The 16,583-nt window shown below is 73.8% G+C and carries 16 protein-coding genes and 1 riboswitch; of the genes, 7 read left to right on the top strand and 9 right to left on the bottom strand.

What is annotated here, in order from left to right:
* Window positions 1–66: 66 nt before the first annotated feature.
* A complete protein-coding gene (locus ACIQD7_RS25640) occupies window positions 67–945 on the top strand; it encodes a LysR family transcriptional regulator (protein ID WP_121828553.1) in 879 nt (292 codons plus the stop codon).
* A gap of 9 nt (window positions 946–954) precedes the next feature.
* Here the strand turns inward: ACIQD7_RS25640 and ACIQD7_RS25635 are convergent, their stop codons facing one another.
* Together ACIQD7_RS25635 and ACIQD7_RS25630 are read right to left on the bottom strand one after the other, a co-directional pair.
* The gene (locus tag ACIQD7_RS25635; protein ID WP_402444556.1) at window positions 955–1,791 is read right to left on the bottom strand and encodes a ketose-bisphosphate aldolase; all 837 of its coding nucleotides are present in this window, start codon (window positions 1,789–1,791) and stop codon (window positions 955–957) included.
* Window positions 1,792–1,896: 105 nt separating this feature from the next.
* Window positions 1,897–2,820, bottom strand: a complete 924-nt coding sequence (locus ACIQD7_RS25630; RefSeq protein ID WP_121828551.1) for an SIS domain-containing protein — start codon at window positions 2,818–2,820, stop codon at window positions 1,897–1,899.
* 149 nt (window positions 2,821–2,969) lie between these two features.
* On the opposite strand from ACIQD7_RS25630, the gene ACIQD7_RS25625 reads away from it, so the two are divergent.
* Together ACIQD7_RS25625 and ACIQD7_RS25620 are read left to right on the top strand one after the other, a co-directional pair.
* Window positions 2,970–3,779 (top strand): DeoR/GlpR family DNA-binding transcription regulator, encoded by an 810-nt coding sequence (locus ACIQD7_RS25625; RefSeq protein ID WP_161371762.1) that lies wholly within the window; start codon window positions 2,970–2,972, stop codon window positions 3,777–3,779.
* A gap of 168 nt (window positions 3,780–3,947) precedes the next feature.
* Window positions 3,948–5,972, top strand: a complete 2,025-nt coding sequence (locus tag ACIQD7_RS25620; RefSeq protein ID WP_402444554.1) for a phosphocholine-specific phospholipase C — start codon at window positions 3,948–3,950, stop codon at window positions 5,970–5,972.
* Between the two features lie 46 nt (window positions 5,973–6,018).
* On the opposite strand, the gene ACIQD7_RS25615 is transcribed toward ACIQD7_RS25620, so the two are convergent.
* A complete protein-coding gene (locus tag ACIQD7_RS25615) occupies window positions 6,019–6,729 on the bottom strand; it encodes a hypothetical protein (protein WP_402444552.1) in 711 nt (236 codons plus the stop codon).
* Between the two features lie 373 nt (window positions 6,730–7,102).
* A riboswitch (cyclic di-AMP (ydaO/yuaA leader) is annotated at window positions 7,103–7,287 on the top strand.
* Between the two features lie 4 nt (window positions 7,288–7,291).
* Here ACIQD7_RS25615 and ACIQD7_RS25610 point away from each other — a divergent pair.
* Window positions 7,292–8,215, top strand: a complete 924-nt coding sequence (locus ACIQD7_RS25610) for a transglycosylase SLT domain-containing protein (protein ID WP_402444550.1) — start codon at window positions 7,292–7,294, stop codon at window positions 8,213–8,215.
* A 6-nt stretch (window positions 8,216–8,221) separates the two neighbouring features.
* Here ACIQD7_RS25610 and ACIQD7_RS25605 read toward each other — a convergent pair whose 3' ends face one another.
* Window positions 8,222–9,526, bottom strand: a complete 1,305-nt coding sequence (locus tag ACIQD7_RS25605) for a phosphoribosyltransferase family protein (RefSeq protein WP_402444548.1) — start codon at window positions 9,524–9,526, stop codon at window positions 8,222–8,224.
* 173 nt (window positions 9,527–9,699) lie between these two features.
* Window positions 9,700–10,464 (bottom strand): alpha/beta fold hydrolase, encoded by a 765-nt coding sequence (locus ACIQD7_RS25600; protein ID WP_402444546.1) that lies wholly within the window; start codon window positions 10,462–10,464, stop codon window positions 9,700–9,702.
* A 152-nt stretch (window positions 10,465–10,616) separates the two neighbouring features.
* On the opposite strand from ACIQD7_RS25600, the gene ACIQD7_RS25595 reads away from it, so the two are divergent.
* Window positions 10,617–13,136 carry a SpoIIE family protein phosphatase gene (locus ACIQD7_RS25595; RefSeq protein ID WP_402444545.1) on the top strand — a complete coding sequence of 840 codons (2,520 nt, stop codon included), beginning with the start codon at window positions 10,617–10,619 and terminating at the stop codon, window positions 13,134–13,136.
* Window positions 13,137–13,307: 171 nt separating this feature from the next.
* Complete coding sequence (locus ACIQD7_RS25590; protein WP_121828543.1) at window positions 13,308–13,568, top strand: type B 50S ribosomal protein L31; 261 nt, start codon at window positions 13,308–13,310, stop codon at window positions 13,566–13,568.
* 264 nt (window positions 13,569–13,832) lie between these two features.
* Here the strand turns inward: ACIQD7_RS25590 and ACIQD7_RS25585 are convergent, their stop codons facing one another.
* From ACIQD7_RS25585 to ACIQD7_RS25575, 3 genes are all read right to left on the bottom strand, one after another.
* Entirely contained in the window at window positions 13,833–14,330 is a 498-nt protein-coding gene (locus ACIQD7_RS25585; protein WP_121828542.1) for a peptidylprolyl isomerase, read from the bottom strand.
* 136 nt (window positions 14,331–14,466) lie between these two features.
* Entirely contained in the window at window positions 14,467–14,688 is a 222-nt protein-coding gene (locus ACIQD7_RS25580; RefSeq protein ID WP_202526950.1) for a hypothetical protein, read from the bottom strand.
* 30 nt (window positions 14,689–14,718) lie between these two features.
* A complete protein-coding gene (locus ACIQD7_RS25575) occupies window positions 14,719–15,360 on the bottom strand; it encodes a DUF6629 family protein (RefSeq protein ID WP_402444542.1) in 642 nt (213 codons plus the stop codon).
* A gap of 98 nt (window positions 15,361–15,458) precedes the next feature.
* Between ACIQD7_RS25575 and ACIQD7_RS25570 the strand changes: the two genes are divergently transcribed.
* Window positions 15,459–15,989 (top strand): hypothetical protein, encoded by a 531-nt coding sequence (locus tag ACIQD7_RS25570; RefSeq protein ID WP_402444540.1) that lies wholly within the window; start codon window positions 15,459–15,461, stop codon window positions 15,987–15,989.
* 42 nt (window positions 15,990–16,031) lie between these two features.
* Here ACIQD7_RS25570 and ACIQD7_RS25565 read toward each other — a convergent pair whose 3' ends face one another.
* On the bottom strand, window positions 16,032–16,535 hold the full coding sequence (locus ACIQD7_RS25565; protein ID WP_121828538.1) for an NUDIX domain-containing protein: 504 nt from the start codon (window positions 16,533–16,535) through the stop codon (window positions 16,032–16,034).
* Window positions 16,536–16,583: the final 48 nt, after the last annotated feature.

Genomic DNA, 16,583 nt, shown 5'->3' with positions numbered 1-16,583 from the left:
ACGCTCCCCCGCACCCGGCGTGCAGGACAAGCGAAGGATCGTGCATCCGGCGTTAAGCTCTGCTACATGCTGGACGTGAGACGTATGCAGGTGCTCCGGGCCGTCGTCGCCAGCGGCTCCGTCACGGGCGCGGCCGCGCACCTGGGTTACACCCCTTCCGCCGTGAGTCAGCAGATCGCCGTCCTGGAGAAGGAGGCGGGCATCGCGCTACTCGAACGCTTCGGCCGGGGCGTGCGGCCGACCGCCGCCGGGCGGTTGCTGACCGAGCACGCCACCGTCATCGGCCGGCGGGTGGCGGAGGCCGAGACCGCCCTCGCGGACCTGCGGGCGGGGCGTACGGGGCGGATCGCGGTCCGCTACTTCGCCACGGCGGGCGCCGACCTCGTCGCCCCCGCCCTGGCCCGCTTCCGGGCCGAACACCCGGGCGTGCGCGTCGATCTGAGGATCGCGGAGGGCGCGCCCGACGCGGACGCGGACCTCACCCTCGTCGTACGGCCCCGGGGCGGCGCCCCGGACGCGTACGGCGAGGGTCTCCGGCTGGTCCACCTGGTCGACGACCCGTACCGGGTCGTGCTGCCGAAGGGGCATCCGCTGGCCGGTCGCCGTGCCGCCGTCGACCTGGCGGAGCTGGCCGCCGAGCCGTGGGTCGGCAGCGAGCGCCCGGGCCCCTGCCTCGACGCGGTCCTGGACGCCTGCGCGGCGGCCGGGTTCAGTCCGGACATCGCGGTGGAGTGCGAGGAGTACGCCACCGCGCAGGGTTTCGTCGCGGCCGGTCTCGGGATCAGCCTGGTCCCGCTGATGGGTCTGGGCGGCCGCCACCCGGGCGTGGTCGTCCGCAGGGTCCGGGGCCCGGAGCCGGTGCGCGCGATCCACGCGGCGGTACGGGAGTCCTCGCTGGACCTGCCCGCCGTACGGGGCCTCCTGACCGCGCTCCGGGAGGTGTGAGCGTCCGGGTCAGGCCGGGGCCAGGACCGTCAGGAGGTGGGCGACCTCCCGGGCCACGGCCGCGCGGGCCGGGGTCAGGTAGTGGCGGGGGTCGACCGCGTCCGGATGGTCGGCGAGGTGGGTGCGGACCGCCCGGGTGAAGGCCTTGTTGAGGTGGGTGGAGACGTTCACCTTGGTCATGCCGGCCGTGACGGCGGTGGCGAGGTCCGCGTTCGAGACGCCCGAGGAGCCGTGCAGGACCAGCGGGACGTCGACCGCGACGCGCAGCCGGGCGATCAGGTCGAAGTCGAGGACCGCGTCCCGGGTCAGCATCTGGTGGGAGCTGCCGACGGCGACGGCGAGGGCGTCGACTCCGGTGGCGGCGACGAAGGCGCGGGCCTCCTCCGGGTCCGTGCGGACGCCCGGGGTGTGGGCGCCGCCCTTGCCGCCGACCTCGCCGAGTTCGGCCTCGACCCAGACGCCGTGGCGGTGGCACTCCTCCACGACCTCGCGGGTCGCGGCGACGTTCTCGGCGTAGGGCAGCTTCGAGGCGTCGAACATGACGGAGCCCAGGCCGAGTCCGACGGCCTCGCGGACGAGGTCGGGGTTCTCGGCGTGGTCGAGGTGGACGGCGACGGAGACCTTGGCGGCGCGGGCGATCGCCAGGGAGGCGAGGGCGACCGGCTCCAGGGCCCCGTGGTAGCGGACGGTGTTCTCGCTGATCTGGAGGACGACTGGGCGGTCGGCGTTCTCGGCGCCGGCCACGATGGCCTGGGCGTGTTCGAGCTGGAGGACGTTGAAGGCCCCCACTCCGGTGCCCGCCGCGCGGGCGCGGCGGGCGATCTCGTCGGTCGGCGTCAGCGGCATGGCGCGTCTTCTTCCGGGGTGCGGTCGGCGGCGGGGCGGGGGTCGGGCGGGGACGTCGGGGCGTCGGGCGTGAATGCCGGAGCCTCGGGCACGGGTGTCGGAGCGTCAGGCATGGACGTCGGAGAGGACCACGGAGCGGGTCAGGTTGCGGGGGGTGTCCGGGTTCAGGCCCTGGGCCTCGGCGACGGCGACGGCGAGGCGCTGGGCGCGGATCAGGTCCGCGAGCGGGTCGAGGCCGCTCTCGGAGAGGATGCCGCCGACCTTCCGCACGTCGTCCGCGAGTCCGGCGGGGAGCGTGCCGAAGCCCCAGGCGACCCGGCCGGGGCCGGTGATGCTGATGGGGCCGTGGCGGTACTCCATCGCGGGGTACGCCTCCGTCCACGCGCCGGCCGCCTCGCGCATCTTGAGCCCGGCCTCCAGGGCGAGTCCGTAGGTCCAGCCGCTGCCGAGGAAGGTGAACTGCCCGGCCGTGAGGACGGCCTCGTCCAGCGGGGAGGCGAGGGCCTGTTCGGCGTCGCGCGCGGCCTCCTCGACGGTGGCCACGCCTTCGGGGAGGGCGCCCTCGGCCTCCAGGTGCGCGCGGAAGAGGGCGAGCGCGGTGGTGGCGAAGCGGGTCTGGACGACCGACTCCTCGTCCGCGAAGTCGAGGACGGCGACCTCGTCGGCGAGGTCCATCACCGGCGTGGCGGGGTCGGCCGTGACCGCGCCCGTGGGTACGGTGCCGCGCAGTCGGGTGAGGACGGCGAGGACCTCGCTGGTGGTGCCGGAGCGGGTGAGGGCCACGACCCGGTCGTAGCGGCGTCCGTAGGGGAACTCGGAGGCGGCGAAGGCGTCGGTCTCGCCGTGGCCGCCGGACTCGCGCAGCTCCGCGTAGGCCAGGGCCATGAACCAGGAGGTGCCGCAGCCGACGACCGCGACCCGCTCGCCCCGCCGGGGCAGGGCGGCGACGTGCCGGGGCAGGGTGCGGGCGGCCTGGCGCCAGGTCGCCGGCTGGGAGTCGATCTCCACGGCGGTGCGGGTGGTGCTCATGCCGATCTCCTTGCAAGAAAGACTGCGCGATATTGAATGAACATGCTTGAACTCCGACCCATTCAAGCAGAAACATGCACAGCGTTTCCAGATCCCGCACTCTCCGGAGGCTAGAATCGGACGCTCGCACGACCGGGAGGGAGGGACCCATGTCCAAGCACGAGCGGTGGAACACGCTCCTCGAACTACTGGCGGCCTCGGGAAAGATCGAGGTGGAGGAGGCGGCGACGGCGCTCGACGTCTCCGCGGCCACGATCCGCCGGGACCTCGACGAACTCGCCGAGCAGCAGCTCCTCGTGAGGACACGGGGCGGCGCGGTGGCGCACGGCGTGTCGTACGAGCTCCCCCTGCGGTACAAGTCGACGCGGCACGCGCCCGAGAAGAAGCGGATCGCGGAGGCCGCGGCCGATCTGGTCACGCCCGGCGAGGTCGTCGGGCTCAACGGCGGCACGACGACGACGGAGGTGGCGCGGGCGCTGGCGCTGCGGTTCGCGAGCGGGCGCGCCGAGGTCCCGGGGCCGGTGACGGCGCCCTCGGGTCCGGCGCTGACCGTGGTCACCAACGCGCTCAACATCGCGGGCGAGCTGGCGGTGCGCCCGCAGATCAAGATCGTCACGACGGGCGGCGTCGCCCGTCCGCAGACCTACGAGCTGGTCGGCCCGCTGACGGTCGGGGTGCTCAGCGAGGTGGTGCTCGACGTGGTGGTGCTGGGGGTCGACGGGGTCGACGCCGAGCTGGGCGTGATGGCGCACCACGAGGACGAGGCGAGCATCAGCCGGCTCTTCGCGGAGCGGGCGAGCCGGGTCGTCGTGGTGACCGACTCCTCGAAGATGGGCCGCCGGGCGTTCGCGCGGATCTGTGGTCTGGACCGGATCGACACCCTGGTGACCGACACGGGCATCGCGCCGGAGACGGCCGCCCAGCTCACCGAGGCCGGGGTGAAGGTCGTCACCGTCTGACCCGCCCACCCTCATTGGTCTCCAGTCGAACCAATCATGAGCCAAGGGTGTTCGGGATCCCGGCTGTTAACCCAGTAATTACCGCACGGGCGTATACCTTTGACCGTCCCTCCCTCCATCATGTGTCCGACGTGCCGCCGGGGCACACCGTGACACGAGAGGCGGGGCATGATTCCCATCAGCCGCAGGGGGTTCGTCGGCATCGGCGCGGGGCTCGTGGCGGGGGCGGCGCTGCCGTCGGCGTCCGCGTCGGCCGCCGCGCGGGCCGCGACCGGCACCCTCACCGACGTCAAGCACGTGGTGGTCCTCATGCAGGAGAACCGAAGCTTCGACCACTACTTCGGCACCCTGCGCGGGGTGCGGGGCTTCGCCGACCGCGCGGCGGGCAACCTGCCCGGCGGCTGGGGGACGTTCAACCAGCCGCACCTCGGCGGCCGCCAGTACCCCTGGAAGCTCAGCGACACCCCGCCGGCCGGAGGCGTGGACGGGGAGACCCTCGCGCAGTGCAACGGCGACCTGCCGCACAGCTGGACCTCGCAGCACGCGGCCTGGAACAAGGGGCGCCTCGACAACTGGGTGACGGGCGTGGGCAACGTCCGCACGCTCGGCCACCTCGACCGCGAGGACATCCCCTTCCACCACGCGCTCGCCGACCACTACACGATCTGCGACGCGTACTTCTGCTCGGCGCTCAGCGCCACCGGACCCAACCGGACCTTCCTGTGGAGCGGGAAGATCGACGCCTCCAGTAAGGACGGCGGCGAGGAACGGGGCCTGACCTGGGAGACGTACGCGGAGGCGCTCCAGCGCGCCGGGGTGAGCTGGAAGGTCTACCAGAACGCCCAGGACAACTACGGCGACAACGGCCTCGCGTACTTCAAGAGGTTCACCGACGCGCGGCCCGGGGACCCGCTGCACGACCGGGGCATGGGCTCGGTCCCGAAGGCGACCGGCTCGACCCCGGACGACATCGCGGCGGCGATCCGCGCGGACGTCCTGGCGGGGACCCTGCCGCAGGTGTCGTGGGTGGTGGCGAGCGAGGCGTTCTCCGAGCACCCCTACGCGCCGCCCGGGGACGGCGCGCACTTCGTCGACCTCGTCTACCGGGCCCTGGCCGCGAACCCCGAGGTGTTCGACTCGACCGTGCTGTTCCTCAACTACGACGAGAACGACGGCTTCTTCGACCACGTGCCGCCGCCGGTCGCCCCGCCGGGCACACCGGGCGAGTACCTCGACGGCGTGCCGATCGGCCTGGGCTTCCGCGTCCCCATGCTTGTCATGTCCCCGTGGACCCGGGGCGGCTGGGTGAGCTCCGAGGTCTTCGACCACACCTCCGTGCTGCGCTTCCTGGAGACCTGGACGACGGCCCTCGGCACCCCGGCCGCCTGTCCCCACATCAGCGCCTGGCGGCGGAAGGTGACGGGCGATCTGACCGGCGTCTTCGACTTCGCCCGCCCGGTGTACGGAGTGCCCGCCGGACTTCCGTCGACGGCGAAGGTGATCGGGCAGGCCACCTGCAAGCCGCTGCCGAACCCGGTCCCGCAGAACAACGCCCTGCCCGCGCAGGAACCGGGCACCCGGCCGGCACGCGCCCTGCCGTACCAGGTGAACGGCAACCTGGACCGCTTCGAGTTCGGCTCCGGCGGCAAGATCCTGGCCTGGTTCTCGATGACGAACCGGGGGACGGAGGCCAGGCGGGCCGCGCACTTCTCGATCCACCCGCACCAGCACCGCGACACGGCCGCCTGGCAGTACACCGTGGACCCCGGGGGCACGGCCTCCGACTTCTTCAACATCGGCACGGGCTCGGGGTCCGGGAAGTACGACATCTCGATGATGGGACCCAACCGGTTCCTGCGCCGGTTCATCGGCGACGCCTCCAAGGCGGGCAAGGACGTCGAAGTGGCGGCCCGGTTCGCGACCGAGCCGGGGACCGGGAAGACGGCCCTCTGGCTCAGGATGACCAACGCCTCCGCCGGGCCCGTCACCTTCACGATCCGCTCCAATGCCTACCGGACGGACGGGCCGTGGACGTACACGGTGCCGGCGGGCTCCGCCACCGAGGACTTCTTCAACGCCGTCGCGTACCACCGGGGCTGGTACGACTTCACGATCACCACCGGCGTCGACGGGACCTGGTCGCGCCGGTACACCGGCCACATCGAGACCGGGGCGCCGAGCGTCAGCGGCTGAGTCCGGCGGCCCGGGCGCGGTTTCCCCGTGTCCCGGGCCCCGGGCGTCAGCGGCCTGCGTGCGCGGCGCGGCGGGCCGTGGCGTCGAGGAGGGCGAGCGCGTCGCCGGCCGTGCGCCCCGGGGCCCGGTTCCAGGGGCCGATGAGGTCCCGCCATCCCCGCGACCGCAGCTCGGTCATGATCCAGGCGGCCGCCTCGTTCATGGTGTCCGCACCGCCGTAGCCGAGGCGGTGGGCGGCGAGGAGCGCCCCGCAGACACAGCGGGCCCCGCGCCTGTCGCGCAGCTTGTACGGGGCGTTCTGCCAGCCCCACTCGGTCAGCACCAGACGCGCGTAGCCGAGGTGGACCGAGGGGCGCAGCTCGACCCCGCCGATGCGGCGCCAGGCGTGCAGGCGGTCCGGCAGTACGGCTCCGATCCGGCCGGGGAGGCGGCGCTCGACGGGGGCCGGCGCCGGGAGCGCGTCGAGCGCCTCGGCTACGAGCCGGTCCACGGGCACGCTCAGCAGGTCCCGCCAGTCCCGCCCCTCCCCCGGCGACGGCGACCCGGGGGCGGGCGCGAGGGGCTGCGGGGCGGGCGCAGGCGACCCGGGGGCTAGCGCGAGCGGTTCGGGGGCGAGTGCGAGCGGTTCCGGGGCGGGTGCGAGCGGTTCCGGGGCGGTCCAGTCGGTGACGATCCGCTGCCAGACGGCGCTCTCGTAGAGGGCGGCGGCCTCGCGGTCGAGGGTGTCGGGGGTGAGCTGGGGGGCGGCGGGGGGCATCGGGCGGCTCCTGGGTCGGGCACTCCATCCTTCGACAGGAATGTCGGCTTTGCGCGCTTTGCCCTTGAGTGGCACCGGATGCCACCCAAGACGACCCATCGACCCCGAAAACCCCACTCGACAGTTTTTCGCCCTATTTACCCATCAATGGAATTACATCGCATATTCGGACATAACCCACCGGGTGACGCGACTCACTCCGCACGGCCCGCCGCACGGCGCCGACCTCTCCCGCCCCGTACCGCACAAGGAAGTTCGGCGCCTTTCCGGGCCGACCGATCTTGAATTCCCCGAATTCGGTGATCCTTTTACCCGTGCCGCCGCTCTGATCCTCTTGTTATTCGCCGCATTACTGGCCTACGGTCACCCCCATTCGAGCGGAACGCCTAATCCTGCCACCGCTCGGAAACCTCCCTTTTCACCCGACGGCAGGAGCGGGGGACCCACGAATACGCCGGTCCGGTGATCCGGAACGGCTCGGGGTGCAGCCGCGTGCGCGCGGCCGGACATCTCCCGTCCGAACCCGACAGCTCACCTCGTAGGCGCCGGAGAGGAATCCGTCATGCCTGCACACGGTAAGCACCGCCGCCCCCGCCGCAGCCGCGTCTCCCGTGGTCTCGCACTGGTCGGCACCGGTGGAGCCGCGCTGTCCCTGCCCCTGATCGCCCCCGCCACGGCCGGCGCCGCGCCCGCCGCCGGCGCCCCGGAGATCGCCGCCAAGACCTTCGCCGCCCCCGCCGCCCCGGTCGCCGCCAAGGCCCCGGCCGCCCCGGCGACCGCGCGCACCTACACCGTCGTGAGCGGTGACTCGCTTTCCCTGATCGCCCACAAGAAGGGAATTCAGGGAGGCTGGAAGAGCCTTTACCGCGCCAACCAGAGCGCCGTGGGTGACAATCCGTCACTCATCCACCCCGGTCTGGAACTGACGATTCATCGGGGTTCCGCCAAGGCCGTCCCCTCTCAGGCGAAGACGCAGGAGAAGGCGGAGCGAAAGGCCGAGCGCAAGGTCACCGCGAAGGCGGAGAAGTCCAGCACGACCGACCGGGCGAGCCGCTCCGAGCGCCGCGCGACCGCCCCGTCCACCGGCAGCGCCACGGGAGCCTCCGCCGCCGCCCCGGCCGCTGCCGCCGCTCCGGCCGCCGCTCCGGTCGCCGCCACCCAGTACGCCGACAACCTCGACGGCTGGATCCGGCAGTCGCTGGACATCATGGCCCAGCACGGCATCCCCGGTTCCTACGAGGGCATCCACCGCAACATCATGCGCGAGTCCTCCGGAAACCCGCAGGCCATCAACAACTGGGACATCAACGCCGTCAACGGCACCCCCTCGAAGGGCCTCCTCCAGGTCATCGAGCCGACCTTCCTGGCCTACCACGTGCCCGGCACGTCGATGGACCTGTACGACCCGGTCGCCAACATCACCGCCGCCTGCAACTACGCGGCCGACCGCTACGGCTCCATCGACAACGTCAACGGGGCGTACTGACCGTCGTCAACGGGGCGCACCGGTGCCCTGACGCCGGAAGTGTCCGGTGAACCAGGAGGTGGCGAGCTCCGCCACCTCCTCCAGGGCACCGGGCTCCTCGAAGAGGTGGGTGGCCCCCTCCACCACGGCCAGCCGGTTCTCGCAGCGCAGCAGCGCCCCGGCCCGCCGGTTGAGGTCCAGGACCAGCGGGTCGTCGCCGCCCACCACCAGGAGGGTCGGGGCCCGCACCCCGGCCAGGCGGTCGGCCGCGAGGTCCGGCCTGCCGCCGCGCGAGACGACGGCGGCGACGAGGGACGCGGGGTCGCCCGCCGCCCACAGCGCGGCCGCCGCTCCCGTACTCGCGCCGAAGTAGCCGAGCGGGAGCCCCGCGACGTCGGGCCGCTCGGCCAGCCGTTCCGTGGCCCCGGCGAGCCGATCCGCGAGGAGCGGGGTGTCGAAGACGTGCGCCCGGTCGGCCGCCTCGGCCTCGCTCAGCAGGTCGAACAGCAGGGTCCCGAGACCGGCCCTGTTCAGCTCCGCGGCGACCGCCCGGTTCCGGGGGCTGTGGCGGCTGCTGCCGCTGCCGTGGGCGAACAGGACCAGGCCGGCGGCCCCCTCGGGCACGGCGAGCCTCCCCGCGAGGGTGGCGCCGCCGACCGGGAGCCGTACGTCCGCGTCCCGGACGACGGGGTCGCGCGCGGCCCGGCTCCGGTCCAGACAGGCGATCACCTCGTCGTCCGGCGTCTGCGGGAACTCCCGGTAGAACTGGCCGACGGCGTAGAACCCCTCCGGGGTGCGGACGCTGACGGTCTCGTCGGCCTCGCCGCCGAGGCGGGCGGTCCAGCCGGGCGGCGCGACCGGCACCGCGAGGACGATCCGGGCGGCGCCCCGGGCACGGACCACCCGGCAGGCCGCCAGGGCCGTGGCGCCGGTGGCGAGCCCGTCGTCGACGACGAGGACCGTCCGTCCCTCCAGGGGCAGGGGCGTCCGGCCGCCCCGGTAGCGGCGGGTGCGCTGGTCCAGCTCGGTCAGCTCGCGCTCCTCCACGGCGGCCAGCGCGCGGTCGTCCACCCCGGCCTCGTGGAGCACCCGGTCGTTGAGCACCCGCACGCCGCCCTCGCCGATCGCGCCCATCGCGACCTCCGGCCGGTGGGGCACGCCCAGTTTCCGGACGAGACAGACGTCGAGCGGGGCGTCGAGGGCGTCGGCGACCTCGACGGCCACCAGCACGCCGCCGCGCGGAAGGCCGAGGACCACGACGTCCTGGCCCTTGAGGTGGTCGAGCCGGGCGGCGAGCTGCCGCCCCGCGTCGCTGCGATCGCTGAAGAACATGGTCCGACGCCCTTCCGCCCGGGCGGGCCCGGGGAGGAACGCGGTGCCCGTCCCCTGCCCGTCCCTCCAGGGTAGACGCGTCGTCCCGCCCCGCCCGGCCGACAGGGGCGGGACGGCGAGGGGCGGGCCCGGATGACTCGGACGGCTGAAGCAGTTCGGACGGCTGAGGCGGCTCAGGCCGCGAGGAAGGCCTCGATGGCCTCGGCCAGGGCTTCCGGGGTCTCCTCGGGGACGTAGTGCCCGGCGTCCTCGATGACTTCGAGGCGCGCGTTCGGGTACCAGCGCAACCAGGTTCCCTCCATCGCCTCGGTGCCGAGCGCCGGGTCGTGCGCGCCGACGACGAGGAGGACGGGCGTGGGGTTGTCGCGGACCCGCTCGTGGAAGTCGGCGCGGGACCAGGAGTCCAGGTAGGCGCGGAAGGCCGTGGCGGAGGAGCGGCTGAGGGAGCGGTCGACGAGCGTGCCCAGCCAGGCGTCGTCGTACCGGCCGCCGGTGGTGTGGTCGATGATCGCGCGCCGGTTGGCCGGTTCCCCGGCGGCTCCGGCGAAGAGCTCCCAGGACTCCCCGTCGAGGGGGAACCCGGCGGCGGAGACCGGCGAGACGCCGATGAGCGAGCGGACGCGGCCGGGCGCTTCGAGGAGCATCAGCTGGGCCGCCTTGCCGCCCATCGAGTGGCCGATGACGGAGAAGGAGTCCCAGCCGAGGTCGTCGGCGACCGCCAGGGCGTCGGCCGCGACCTCCTCCATCGTGTAGGCGCCCTCGTGGTCGAGGGCCTCGCCGTAGCCGCGGCAGTCGACGAAGGCGTAGGTGCCGACGGCGCCGTCCAGATGCGCGCGCAGCGGGGCGAAGCTGGTGCGGTCGCCGAACCAGTTGTGGAGCACGAGGGCCCTTTCCGGCCCTTCGCCGTGGACGTCGTACGGAAGAACCCGGCCCGTCATCGTGCCCCCTGGTCGCGCGGTGGCGCCGCCGCGCGTGGACGGCGGCGGTCGACCACCGAGTGTGACGGTCCGGACGCGCGAGGTCAACGACGTCGTGCGGGAAGGGCCCTTCCGGGATGCGGGGGCTTCGGCTCCGGGGGCATCCTTGCTGTGTGACCTCGCACGGCGCTTCCGGCCCCGGCCCGGCGGGCGGCACCGGGCGTCCGTCCGGGAGCGGACCCGGCGACGAGCCCGCTTCCGTCGCCCTGACGTGGGCGCTCGCGGAGGCGGCGCTCGGCGCCGTGGAGGAGGTCGGCGGATACGCGGGCGGGGTGTACCTGCGCTCCGAGACGCCCGGCCTGCTGCGGCTCGCGGTCCTCGTGGGGCTGCCGGGGCCGCTGTTCCGTCCGTGGTGGCGGATGCACACCAACCGGCCCTTCCCGGTGGCCGAGGTCCACCGCTCGGGCCAGGCCGTCCACCTCGCCGACGCCGAGGACGCGATGCGGCGCTTCCCCCAGCTGGTGGCGAGCCTGCCGTTTCCCTTCGCCTCCCTGTACGCGCCGGTGATCGCGGGCCGCGAGCGCTTCGGCGTGCTCGTGGCGCTGCGCGCGCCCACCCCGGGCGTGCCGGTGGACGCGCGGGACCGGAGCCGGATGACGCGGGGCGCGCTCCGGCTCGGCGAGACCCTCACCGAGCTGTCCCGGCAGGGGACGACGGTCGAGTGGGCCGGCGATCCGGTGTGCGTGCAGCTGCCGACCGGCTCGGGGCCGCCGGTGCGGTTCGGCTCCTTCGACTGGGACCTGGTCTCGGGCATCGTGACGATGGACGAGGGGCTCCTGAAGATCCTCGGGGCGGGGGTTCCCTCGCCCTGCACGATCGAGGTCCTCACGTCCCTCCTGGAGCCGGAGGACGGGTACGCGCTGTGGGCGGCGGCCCGGCACGCGACGGGCGCGGGCGGGCGCCCCCTGGTGCGCAGGCTCCGGCTGAAGGGCCCGGACGGCGGACTGCACCTCCTGGAGGTGTCCGCGCGGGCACGGCGTACCGGCTCCGAGAAGGGCTCCCGGCTCGTGGGCACCCTCGTCGACCTCGGCACCGGCCTGATCGGCTCGGACGCCACCGACCGGCTGCCACGGGCGCTCCTGGCCGTCGACCGGCTCGGGCGCGTCACGTACGTCAACGAGCGCACGGAACAGCTCCTCGGCCGGCCGCGCAGGGACCTGGCCGGGCGGCCGCTGTGGGAGGCGCTGCCCTGGTTCGGGTACCCCTTCCACAAGGAGCAGCTGCGCGCCGCCCTGCTCTCCGGGGAGCCGGTGCGCTTCCTGGCCCGTCCGGAGGGGGGCCGTTGGCTGTCGGTCTCGCTGCATCCGGGGCGGGACGGGCTGACGCTGGTGCTCCTCCCGGAGGAGGGTCCCGCGGGCCTCGCGCAGAAGGCCGGGACGGGCCGGCGCCTCGCGGACGAGCTGGCCTCGCCCGGGGACCGGGCGGCGGACCTGTACCGGCCGGTGGCGCTCGCGATCGCGCTCACCGAGGCGGTGACGGCGCGCCAGGTGTCGGCGGTGGTGACGGAGGAGCTGCTGCCGGCGTTCGGCGGGCGGCAGTTGGCGATCTACCTGCTGAGCGACCGGCGTCTCTACCTGGCGTGGGAGACGGGCTTCCCGAAGGGCTTCCTCGAACCCTTCGACGGGGTGGGCCTGGACGCGCGGGTGCCGGGGGTGGTGACGCTGACGACGGGCAGGCCCCTGTTCTTCGAGTCGATGGAGCAGCTGGGCCGGACGTATCCGGGTCTTCCGCTGGACGCGGATTCGGGGGCGCGGGCGTTCCTGCCGCTGATCGCCTCGGGCCGGCCGGTGGGCTCCTGCATCCTCGGCTTCGACCAGCCGCGCGGGTTCAGCCCGGAGGAGCGGACCGTGCTCACGGCGCTCGCGGGGCTGATCGCGCAGGCCCTGGAGCGGGCGCAGCGGTACGACACGGAGTCGACGGTCGCGCGGGGGCTCCAGGACGCGCTGCTGCCGCACCGGCTGCCGGTCCGGGTCGGGGTGGACACGGTGGGCCGCTATCTGCCGGGCACGCAGGGCATGGACGTGGGCGGGGACTGGTACGACGTGATCGAGACGGGTCAGGGGCGGCTCGCCCTGGTCATCGGCGACGTGCAGGGCCACGGGGTGGCGGCCGCGGCCACGATGGGTCAGCTGCGCAGCGCGGTACGGGCGTTCGCGCTCGGGGGCCACCGGCCGCAGGACGTCATGCGGGGCACCAACCGGCTGCTGATCGACCTGGACCCGGGGCAGTTCGCGAGCTGCTGCTACGTCCTGCTCGATCCGGAGACGGGCGAGGCGCGGGCGGTGCGGGCGGGGCATCCGCAGCCGTTGCTGCTGCGGCCGGACGGGACGGCGGAGCAGGTGGACCTGGCGGGCGGGATGGTCCTGGGGATCGACGACCGGGCCTCGTACCCGGTGTCCCGGCTGCGGCTGGCCCCGGGGTCGGTGCTCGCGCTGTTCACGGACGGGCTCGTGGAGCGGCCGGGGAGGGACATCGACGAGGGGATCGAGCGGTTGCGCCGGGCGCTGGCCGCGACGGCCTCCCTGCCGCTGTCGGAGACGGCCGACCGGCTGACCCGGGAGGCCCGGCAGGCCACGGCCCGGCCGGACGACATCGCCCTGCTGCTCGCGGCGCGGTGGCCGGAGGGCGGCTGAGCCGTACGGGCGTCCCGCGCCGGGCGGAGGACCGCGGGAGGAGTGCGCGTACGCGTGGGCCGTCACCCGGTCGGGCCCGTGGCGCTGGTCGGCGGCCCCGGCCCCGGGGAGGCTGGGGGTGCCGCGCCGATCAGGCCGGACCAGTCAGGGCGGCAGCCCCGAGGAGGACACGTGCAGCAGGACAAGCAGCCCGAGTACGGCCCCGTGGTCTTCCGCGACCGCTCGGCCGGGTACGCGTTTCTGACCCGCTCCACCGCGACCAGCGACCGGACCATCGAGTGGGACGACGGCAACACGTATCCCGTCGTCGACGTCGAGATCTCCTCCGAGAGCCACCCGTTCTACACGGGCAAGGCGCGGACCGTGGACACCGAGGGCCGGATCGCCAGGTTCGAGCGCCGCTTCGGGGAGCAGGGCTCCTCCGAGGACTGAGCCCCCGGCCGCCTGTTCACCGCAGGTTCCGGGGACGGCCCGCGTCCGCGCGAGAGCGGGGCGGCGGTGGCCCGGGAAGCGCGGCGGGGGGGGGGGGGGGGGGGGGGGGGGGGCCGGGGGGCGGGCCCGGGGGGGGGGGGGGGGGGGGGGGGCGGGGGGGGGGGGGGGGGGGGGGGCGGGGGCCGGGCCCCGGGGGCCCCCCCCCCGGCCGGTGGCAGGCGAGCGGGGGCGTAAGGCCCGCCGCTCATCGGCTCCGGAAGGCGATCAGGCCTTCACGACACCGGACTCGGCGACCTTGATGGTGGCCTTGGTGGAGCCGGAGGGGGAGCCGAGGGACTCGATCTTCTTGACCAGGTCCTGGCCCTCGACGACCTCGCCGAAGACGACGTGCTTGCCGTCGAGCCAGTCGGTGATGATCGTGGTGATGAAGAACTGCGAGCCGTTGGTGTTCCGGCCGGCGTTCGCCATCGAGAGCAGGAACGGGCGGTCGTGCTTCAGCTGGAAGTTCTCGTCCGCGAACTTCTCGCCGTAGATGCTCTTGCCGCCGGTGCCGTTGCCGTTGGTGAAGTCGCCGCCCTGGAGCATGAACTGCGGGATGACGCGGTGGAACGGGGATCCGGCGTAGCCGAAGCCGTGCTCGCCGGTGGCGAGCTCACGGAAGTTCTGCGCGGTCTTCGGCACGACGTCGTCGAACAGCTTGAAGACGATGCGGCCCGCGGGCTCGTCGTTGATGGAGATGTCGAAATAAACGTTGTCGCTCATGGGGACATCCTGTCATTACTCGCGCACCGGGTGCGCACGGGCCGCCTCCGGCCGTGTCACGGCGCGCCGGTGCCCCGCCTCCCGTGGGGCGGCGGGGCACCGTTCGCGTCGTCGGACACGGGGTGGAGAAGGGGTGTCAGAGCAGTCCGCCGGTCTCCGGGGCCTGGAGGGCGCCCCCGGTGCCCTGGACGGTGTCGTGGAGGACGGTCTCGACGCCCTGGTCCTCCTGGAGGAGGCCGAGGGGGCTGCCGACGGGGTTGTTCCCGACCGCGGCGTTCGCCTGCGGCGGAGGCGTGACGAGGGCGGTGACGACACCTGCGGCGAGGGAGGCGATGGCGAGGATGCTGCGCTTCTTCATGCCCTGGTCAACTACTGAACGGCCGAGGGGTTACGGGCTTTCCCCGATCGGACGCGGATCGGGCACGGTCCGGCCGCGCACCCAGACGAGCAGCAGCACCGAGGCGACGGCGGCGAGGGCGCACCAGGTGGAGACGAACTCGGTGGTCCACAGGAGGGCGCAGACGGCGGCCCCGGCTCCGGTCAGGAGCCCGAGGAGCCGCAGGAGCCGGTCGCGGGCGAGCAGCAGGGCGCCGACGGTGGCGAGGAGGTACGCGGCGAGGAGCAGCGGCGCGTACGGCAGGTCGACGACGTAGCCGAGGGTGCGGCCGCGGATCTCGGCGGTGACGGGGCGGGTGGCGAGCCGGTACGCGAGGAGACAGGCGGTCGCGAGCCCGATGGCGAGGGGCACGAGCAGGCGCGGCCGGTCGGCGGGGCGGGCGGCGGTCAGGACGCCGACGGGGATCCAGAGGGGCAGCAGGGGCAGGGCGATGACGGCCCAGGCGAGGGTGGCGGGTCCGGCTCCGCCGCCGGCGTGCCAGACGGCGGCCTCCACGACCTGGTGGGCACCCAGGAGCAGGGGCAGGGCGGCGAGCGGCGCGTCCCCGGGACGGCGTACGGAGGCGAGGGAGGCCACGCCCACGGCGCCGATCCCGAGGCCCGCCCAGAGGTCGGCCGCAGCACTCCAGCACATAGCGCACTTTTACCTTATATCGGGCGGAACCGTACGTTCGTGGTGGGTGTCTTCACCAGTGACACCACTGTCCCCGAGCACCAGGAATGGGGGACGTCATGCATCACCGTCGTGCGTTCGCCGTTGTCACCGCTGTCACCGCGGGAGTCCTGCTGACCGCCGGGATCGGCGCCACGATCCCGGCGGGTGCGACCGGCGCTCCGTCCCGGAGCGGGCCGGCCCCGGCCACAGCCCTGGTCGTCAACGCCCGCTGGGGCGGCCACGCGACCTTCGACCGGCTCGTGATCGACGTGCGGGGCGCCGTGCCGTCGGTCACCGTGCGCCAGGTCTCCGCGCTGTACCAGGACGGCTCGGGCCGGAAGGTCCCGCTGGCGGGGAAGTACTTCCTGGAGATCAGGCTCTCCCCCGCCGCCGCCCACGACGACACCGGAAGGTCCGTGTACCGGGGGCCCCGGCTGGCCAAGGTCTCCCTGCCCGCGCTCAAGGGGGTCGCGCTGACCGGCGACTTCGAGGGCATGGTCACCGTCGGGGCCGCCTTCGACGCCAAACCCGCCCCCAAGACCTTCCGTCTGCACTCCCCGGAGCGTCTCGTGGTCGACATCCCCCATCCGGTGGGCTGCCGATCCTGAGACGTGCCGATCTCGCTGACCGGCGGTCTCGCCGACGTGTGGTCAGCGCTCCCCGGGACCGGCCTCCAGGTACACGGGGATTCCGGTCCTGCGGGCGCGGTCGATCGCCACGAGGCGGACGAACTCGGCCGGGTCCATCTCCCGCTCCCACTCGTCCAGCGTGCGCAGGCCGTACTCGCTGTGCTCCGCCGGGTCGAGGACGACGGCGGCGATCTGGTCGTCCGTCAGCTCGCCGCCGTCGAAGACGAAGCCGATGTGGTTGGCGGGCCAGTCGTCGCCCCGGTCGGTCGTGAAGTGGGTGCCGAGCAGCCGGGGCTCCCCGGTGAAGGCGATCCCGGTCTCCTCGCGGCACTCGCGCACCGCCGTCTCCCAGGGCGTCTCCCCCGGGTCCATGTTGCCGCCGGGCCACTGCCACATCCCGGAGTGGTAGGTGGCGCGCAGCTGGAAGGGGCGGCCCCTGGTGTCGGTGAAGTAGAGGCAGGCGTAGGCCGTCGCTCTCGGCAGGGTCGCTACGTACTCGACGGGCGGCAGCCAGGTGTTCGCCATGGGGCGGCTCTCTCTCGACGGGCCGATGGGATCGCCTCCATCCAAGCG

Origin of the sequence: Streptomyces sp. NPDC093071 (genome assembly GCF_044754545.1) — a bacterium.
Lineage (GTDB): Bacteria > Actinomycetota > Actinomycetes > Streptomycetales > Streptomycetaceae > Streptomyces.
This window is presented reverse-complemented; position numbering and strand designations above follow the sequence as displayed.

What these genes read in the sequence shown, in the direction of transcription:
- ACIQD7_RS25640 (WP_121828553.1), top strand. Translation starts at nt 67, where the DNA reads ATGCTGGACGTGAGACGTATGCAGGTGCTCCGGGCCGTCGTCGCCAGC.
- ACIQD7_RS25635 (WP_402444556.1), bottom strand. Translation starts at nt 1,791, where the DNA reads ATGCCGCTGACGCCGACCGACGAGATCGCCCGCCGCGCCCGCGCGGCG.
- ACIQD7_RS25630 (WP_121828551.1), bottom strand. Translation starts at nt 2,820, where the DNA reads ATGAGCACCACCCGCACCGCCGTGGAGATCGACTCCCAGCCGGCGACC.
- ACIQD7_RS25625 (WP_161371762.1), top strand. Translation starts at nt 2,970, where the DNA reads ATGTCCAAGCACGAGCGGTGGAACACGCTCCTCGAACTACTGGCGGCC.
- ACIQD7_RS25620 (WP_402444554.1), top strand. Translation starts at nt 3,948, where the DNA reads ATGATTCCCATCAGCCGCAGGGGGTTCGTCGGCATCGGCGCGGGGCTC.
- ACIQD7_RS25615 (WP_402444552.1), bottom strand. Translation starts at nt 6,729, where the DNA reads ATGCCCCCCGCCGCCCCCCAGCTCACCCCCGACACCCTCGACCGCGAG.
- ACIQD7_RS25610 (WP_402444550.1), top strand. Translation starts at nt 7,292, where the DNA reads ATGCCTGCACACGGTAAGCACCGCCGCCCCCGCCGCAGCCGCGTCTCC.
- ACIQD7_RS25605 (WP_402444548.1), bottom strand. Translation starts at nt 9,526, where the DNA reads ATGTTCTTCAGCGATCGCAGCGACGCGGGGCGGCAGCTCGCCGCCCGG.
- ACIQD7_RS25600 (WP_402444546.1), bottom strand. Translation starts at nt 10,464, where the DNA reads ATGACGGGCCGGGTTCTTCCGTACGACGTCCACGGCGAAGGGCCGGAA.
- ACIQD7_RS25585 (WP_121828542.1), bottom strand. Translation starts at nt 14,330, where the DNA reads ATGAGCGACAACGTTTATTTCGACATCTCCATCAACGACGAGCCCGCG.
- ACIQD7_RS25580 (WP_202526950.1), bottom strand. Translation starts at nt 14,688, where the DNA reads ATGAAGAAGCGCAGCATCCTCGCCATCGCCTCCCTCGCCGCAGGTGTC.
- ACIQD7_RS25575 (WP_402444542.1), bottom strand. Translation starts at nt 15,360, where the DNA reads ATGTGCTGGAGTGCTGCGGCCGACCTCTGGGCGGGCCTCGGGATCGGC.
- ACIQD7_RS25570 (WP_402444540.1), top strand. Translation starts at nt 15,459, where the DNA reads ATGCATCACCGTCGTGCGTTCGCCGTTGTCACCGCTGTCACCGCGGGA.
- ACIQD7_RS25565 (WP_121828538.1), bottom strand. Translation starts at nt 16,535, where the DNA reads ATGGCGAACACCTGGCTGCCGCCCGTCGAGTACGTAGCGACCCTGCCG.